This window comes from Bradyrhizobium sp. BRP20, from assembly GCF_020194215.1.
GTDB classification, from domain to species: domain Bacteria; phylum Pseudomonadota; class Alphaproteobacteria; order Rhizobiales; family Xanthobacteraceae; genus Bradyrhizobium; species Bradyrhizobium yuanmingense.
The window spans coordinates 1-5,775 of the sequence record NZ_JADYVY010000050.1; the positions used below are offsets into that span (position 1 = coordinate 1).

Here is a 5,775-nt window from a genome sequence, read left to right on the forward strand (position 1 = left end):
GAGGGCGCCGCGCCCACCCGCCGCGCAATCTCGCGGCTCGGCAGCCCAGCCGCCTTCATCCTGATCACATCGCGCACACGGCGCATCGCAAGCCTCTCCGTCGGCATCCAGGGTCCCCCTTCGCAAAACCGAAAGGTTGACCCTATGGGAGCCAGAAGAGGTCTCGTCACCCCGGGTTCGCCCTTGCGAGACCCGGGCGACATCATCCCGGAATGGTGGGTGACATCATCTCGGAATCCTGGGCGACATCGATCGGAATCCGCAACCCTACAAGCACGCCACTCGAATCGGTTGGCTCCTCCGTGGGTCCTCTAGAAGCGCGCGTATGCGCGCTGCGATCTTCCGTGCCTCCTCAGGCCCGGGTTCGAGCTTCACGCAATCGAGGATGCTGAGCAGCGCCTGGGCCTCCTCAGCATTAAACGTCGCGACTTGTCGATCTGCCAGGCTCAAAGATTGATCGGCCGCCCGGGCCTGATTGGCTGCAAGCACCGCAAGCGCCTGCGAGCGTAGGGAGGTGGCGTGTCGCTCCAACGTGTGCATTCCGTTTGGACCTGCAAGGTGGCGTCGCAAGCGATGGTGGCCAGCCCGTCCTCGAAGACTGAGGCTGACCACCTTTGCTCCCGAGAGGCTGAAATTCTCAAGATGCTACCAATTTGTATTCTGAGAACAGTTGGAGAGCACCTACCAGCACGAGGGGGTTGCCGCATCCCGCGTGCCTGTATAAAATGCTCGGTCTGTAACTGTTCGAGCTGGCTCCGCTCATAGGAGTAACGCCTTGCCAAGGACCGAAGTGGCAATCCAAGCATTCACGGACTACGTCCGTAGGCCAAGCCATACACCGGCAGAAGACACGTACGGCCCACAGCGAACTAAAGAACAGCTGGCCGATTGGCGATCCCGGGTTGAAGTTATCCGCTCAAAAATGGACGCGGTGGCGGATTGCCCGATTTCGACCTTATCCGAATTCGAGGCGCTCAGACGCGAGATGGGGACAGATTTTCCCGCAACGCCACCCGCTTTACTTAACCGTGTAGCGGACGCATTTTTACACCGTGGTTCGGCGGATGCCCGACCCTCAATCAGGACGGAGCCGGATGATGCCTAGCACATTCTCGCTGCACAAGATCGACGAAGCGATACGCGACCTCGAAGAAAAAGTTGCTCACGGTGCAGAAATCAGCCGCGAGGAGCTCGCGAGCAGCATTCTGCGGATTACGAAGCGTCTTCGAGATGAACTCGAAGCGGCGGTCACGGTAGTCGATAGCCTCAAGGATCACACCGGACTCACGGTGGCAGCCGCGCGACCTAAACAGCGGGAACGTTAGCGGCAACTTGACTCGACGCTTGGAAGTGGACCAATAAAGTGCTGTCCCTGCCACTCGCTAGTGACTTCTACGCAGCCAGCCTCAGCGACGAAAGAAGCTGACGGGGATACATCATCCCGACGAATGCCCTAGCGCAACTACCAGGATAGGGCGGTGACTTGGCGATCAGTCCGGGATCGTAGGCAGCACGGGCGCGGCGCGCTGGCGAAAGTCTCACAGGCATCCCACCCGAGAACCGGCTGGTACGGGGATGTCCCGGGTTCTGTTGAATTTCTGAAGAGGTCGGCGTTGCTCACCTTGAGCCGGTAGGCTCGGGGTGCTGATTCCACAAAGGAGAGCAACGCCATGACGAGAGATATCACACCGGCTGGTTCGCCGGCGACTGGGGCTGTGGACGAAGCGTTTGCGGAAGTGCGGGCGAGCTTTGATCGGTTCTGCCTTGCGGCGGGGATCGAGGCGCTCGGCACGATGATGGAGGCGGACGTGACGGCGGCCTGCGGGCCGCGCCACGGTCGCGATGCGGCGCGGCGGGCGCACCGTTGGGGCCGAACGCGCGGACGGATCGGTTTCCACGGCGGCAAGATCGAGGTCGAGCGCCCGCGGGTCCGGGGCGTGGACGGCCGCGAGGTCACGATCCCGAGCTGGGAAACGGCGGCGCAGGAGGACTGGCTCGGTCGCTGGGCGATGAACCTGATGCTGATCAATGTGTCGACGCGCCGGTTCGGCCGCGCTGTCCGGCTGCCCGAGGGTGACGTGCCGGCACCGCCCGGATCGGGGGTTCGAAGTCGGCGGCCTCGCGGAGGTTCGTAGCGCTGTCGGCGGCGCGGCTGGCCGACTTCATGGCTGCCGATCTGTCCGCGCTCGACCTTCTGGTGGTCCAAATCGACGGGCTGCATCTCGGCGACGATCTCGTGCTGGTCGCCGCGATCGGGGTTGACGGCGAAGGCAACAAGCATCCGCTGGCGCTGGTGGAAGGGGCGACCGAGAATGCCGCAACGGTTCAGGCCCTGCTGGGCAACCTGGTCTCGCGCGGGCTCGACCCGACGGTGCCAAGACTGTTCATCGCCGACGGCGCGAAGGCGTTGTCGAAGGCGATCCTCCGCACCTTCGGTTCGGCCGCTGCGATCCAGCGCTGCCAGATCCACAAGGCGCGCAACATCATGGAACGCCTGCCGAAACAGCATCATGCGGCCACCCGTCGGGCGCTGCGCCAGGCCTGGGAGCTCGATGATACCGACAAGGCCGAAAAATTGATCCGCAATCCCGCGCGTCGACTCGACCAGCAATGGCCCGGCGTAGCGGCCAGCATCCTCGAAGGCCTCGACGAAATCCTGACCGTCGTCCGGTTGAAGTTGCCGAAGGAGCTTCGTCGATCGCTCGCCTGTACCAACATCGCCGAGAACATGATGGGCACCATTCGCCGCGTCACGCGCAACGTCAAACGCTGGCGGGATGCCGGTATGGCCTTGCGACGGGTCGCGGCCGGCATGATCGAGGCCAACAAGGGCTTCCGACGATTGAAGGCGCATAAGCAATTGTCGGTTCTGCGTGCGGCTCTTCAAGCTCGCCACAATCGCATGACGATCAACCCCGTTGCCCACGTCACGAGGGCCGCGTAACATTCATTCCGGCAACGTCGATCCGACCTAGTTCAACAGCGATCGGGACATCCCCGGCTGGTACACCGCGACGCTCATTGGAACGAGGGCCCGAAATCACCATCGGCCCCTTTGGCCAGTGCCCACGGCAGTAACCAGCATTATTGAGGATTGGATTGAGGGCGTCATCATCTTAACCGACAACGATGAGAACCTGGAGGAGATTGCCGCGCTTCACTAGGGCAACGGGCCGACCTGTATGGCGCAACCTGACCGAAATCCCGCGGTGATAGTGGAGCGGGCGCCACTACGTCTTGGCTGACGCGCGGAATTTTTCAGCATTCTCCGCGGCCACAGCTAAGGATCGAGATAACTCACGTGCCTGCCCCGCCGTCACCTGGAGGTGAACGCCGACGACGCTCGCGATGGCAATGGAGATTTCACCATCTATCTGCTCAACTATGATGGCAGCCGACTTGTCGATCTCGATCTCGGCAATACGTCCAATGATAACATCCTGTTCATTCGCCATCACGACACGGCCTCCATTTGTGGTCGGTTCGGCTGGAGGTGCAGCGGCGGGACCCTATCCGTAGAATCGAATCAAAAGGCGGATAGCAAAGAACGCCCCCGCAGCTACCACTGCCGTCATGGCTATCGCGAAAGCTATTCTAGCGGCTTGGATGGTGATCTCTTGGCGTTAATTCGAGGGGGCGATCTTGGTGGGCAGATTCACATGCTTCCGCCCCTTACGAGTGACGGTCGCGATGAGGCATTATCGCCGAAGGCGAACTGCGACGCACCTACCAAGATGGTGGGGTATTATGAAGATTTAACGGCCTTGCTGTGGCAATACCATCCGCTCAATCCTGCCTTTTGACATACTGAAGGAACACACCGGGAGGACAATTTGCCTTACACAATCGTCTTTACACAACACCTCCACCCCAGCCACTGACAGTCCTTTCTGCGGCGAGCGGCCACAGGCCTACCGTGGTATTTTGCAACATTGCCGCCATCTCCACCGTTGAGGCCAGCAGTGCCATTCAAGGCCCGGAAAGCTACGGGTCCAACCGCGAAATCGCGATCGGCCACAAACGGTAGTCGTCCGGAATTCCCTCAACCTGAGGATCGCTCTACAGAATTTATCGCGATGGTTATTGGGTTTCGGAATAATGTGGGAAGCGCCAACAAGAATAACGGAGAATGAGGGATATGAGCCTGGAGCGCCAGTACCGAGAGCTAAAGGATTTGCAAGAAAAGGTCCGTCAACGTGAAGGGAAGAATTGGTCCCGGCGGTCCCTCGAAAGGCAGTCGGTGTGGCGAGAGGTTCTTCTCTCAATTCCGGGACACATCACCTCCGAGCCATGCCTGGTGCGTGATCTATCCAGTAGAGGCGCTGGCATTCAGCTTAACGGACTCACGCTTCTGCCGACGGAGTTTTCGCTTTCTTTCGATGGGTTTCGCACCACCTCTCCTTGTCGCCTCACGTGGCGACAGGGAGACTTTATCGGGGTGGCGTTCCAAAACACGGACCGTTATTCAGCCCTCGTGAAGCCAAATACGAAGCCTGTTTTGCGGTAGTAGCGCCTTGCGTCAGCTTCCCGCACCGAGAAAATGAGTAGTTGCTAAATCGCGCAAATGAGATGAATACGCCCACTGGCTGGAGGCAAAGCCCCAGAGGCCGACTATGCCAAGGACCATTCGTGAACAGCTCGAAGAAGTGGAGCGAGATATCACGCTTTACAATGAATTCGCAGAGGCTGAGAAAGCTCGCTTCAAACTTGAGTGTTTCCTTTGGACCGCGGAAGAACGCATCGAATGGCAGGAGACGCAGCGTTCGATTGCCGAGTACCTCAGGGAGCTCCACGACAAGCGCATCTTGCTTGATGAGCTTGAAGAATGACCTAGTGCTTCGCCGCCGTAGGCATACGATGAAGGCGCCAGATTGGCACATGCACGTGAGAGTCGGGCTTGCTAAAATACCTCCCGGCCCGGGGCGCGCGTACGCACGTCTTCCGCTAGGGGAACGAACACTGGTGCTACACAACACGGACAAAAGACACTCAAGTCGTCTTATGGGTCTTTCTGAAACACGCCTTGGCGACTGCTGGCGCAAATTGCGCTAATTAAGGCCGCATTCGCCCGATGAGCCACAGCTCGACTGCGGCTTTGTGCGTCCATTTCCGCGCCAATTTTCCTCGCGTCTTCTGGCCGATTTCTAGCTGGTTCGCAGCGCAGTCAAAGGCCGAAAGGGAAGGTGCGCAGTCCCGCGATCCCGGGCCGCCTCGGCTTTCCCAAAGTACCTTTGCAATCGATGGCCCTCGGCGGCCTCGCGCGGGTCAATCGACCCACGTCGCGCGCCATCCCTTGCGCTCGGCATCAGAGACCACGCGCTGCCGATCCCAGCCGAGCATGTAGCTGAGGATGGGGTGTGTTCGGATCACGCGGCTTGTCGGTCCTAGGACTACAGCAGCGTGGAAGTGCGGCGCATCGATCACGATCATCGGCCGTGCCCTTGTCGGCGCAGGTCTCGTCTAATCCGGCCAGCTCGATCTTGAGCGCTTGGTCCCGGTAGCCGAACGTACTGCACCGGCTGCGCTGGCTGTCGGCATTGAGACCATTGTCAGCAACTTGACGCCGGACGCCGCGACGAAGTGCCTGCAGAGCCCGCGAATTCACTTCGGCACGCGACTTGCTCTCTTTGCCGCATCATCACCAATCGCAGTGCGATGGTCTTCGGGACGGACTCGGCGCGCGTCGGTGTTAGCGTCTGGTCCGCCCCGACGGTTTTGCTGCGCGATAACTTAAGGGCGCTCGGTCGTGGACCGAGAAAATACAGGGACGTGTTG

Annotated in this window: 5 protein-coding genes and 1 pseudogene; 5 read left to right on the top strand and 1 reads right to left on the bottom strand. The window is 60.1% G+C overall.

Going from position 1 to position 5,775, the window contains the following annotated elements; genetic code table 11:
• The first annotated feature begins 1,094 nt into the window (after positions 1-1,094).
• The 5 genes and pseudogenes from I6F33_RS37515 to I6F33_RS37530 all read left to right on the top strand — a co-directional run bounded on the left by I6F33_RS37515 (position 1,095) and on the right by I6F33_RS37530 (position 4,829).
• Complete coding sequence (locus tag I6F33_RS37515) at positions 1,095-1,325, top strand: hypothetical protein (protein WP_036036210.1); 231 nt, start codon at positions 1,095-1,097, stop codon at positions 1,323-1,325.
• Positions 1,326-1,670: 345 nt separating this feature from the next.
• Positions 1,671-2,944: pseudogene (locus I6F33_RS37520) on the top strand (IS256 family transposase).
• A 382-nt stretch (positions 2,945-3,326) separates the two neighbouring features.
• The gene (locus I6F33_RS37525; protein WP_225140640.1) at positions 3,327-3,803 is read left to right on the top strand and encodes a hypothetical protein; all 477 of its coding nucleotides are present in this window, start codon (positions 3,327-3,329) and stop codon (positions 3,801-3,803) included.
• A gap of 335 nt (positions 3,804-4,138) precedes the next feature.
• Positions 4,139-4,507, top strand: coding sequence for a PilZ domain-containing protein (locus tag I6F33_RS38760; protein ID WP_369418512.1), 369 nt, complete (start codon positions 4,139-4,141; stop codon positions 4,505-4,507).
• Between the two features lie 106 nt (positions 4,508-4,613).
• The gene (locus I6F33_RS37530) at positions 4,614-4,829 is read left to right on the top strand and encodes a hypothetical protein (RefSeq protein ID WP_036046582.1); all 216 of its coding nucleotides are present in this window, start codon (positions 4,614-4,616) and stop codon (positions 4,827-4,829) included.
• 436 nt (positions 4,830-5,265) lie between these two features.
• On the opposite strand, the gene I6F33_RS37535 is transcribed toward I6F33_RS37530, so the two are convergent.
• A complete protein-coding gene (locus tag I6F33_RS37535) occupies positions 5,266-5,430 on the bottom strand; it encodes a hypothetical protein (RefSeq protein ID WP_157785314.1) in 165 nt (54 codons plus the stop codon).
• Positions 5,431-5,775 lie beyond the last annotated feature (345 nt).

What these genes read in the sequence shown, in the direction of transcription:
- I6F33_RS38760 (WP_369418512.1), top strand. Translation starts at nt 4,139, where the DNA reads ATGAGCCTGGAGCGCCAGTACCGAGAGCTAAAGGATTTGCAAGAAAAG.
- I6F33_RS37530 (WP_036046582.1), top strand. Translation starts at nt 4,614, where the DNA reads ATGCCAAGGACCATTCGTGAACAGCTCGAAGAAGTGGAGCGAGATATC.
- I6F33_RS37535 (WP_157785314.1), bottom strand. Translation starts at nt 5,430, where the DNA reads ATGATCGTGATCGATGCGCCGCACTTCCACGCTGCTGTAGTCCTAGGA.
- I6F33_RS37515 (WP_036036210.1), top strand. Translation starts at nt 1,095, where the DNA reads ATGATGCCTAGCACATTCTCGCTGCACAAGATCGACGAAGCGATACGC.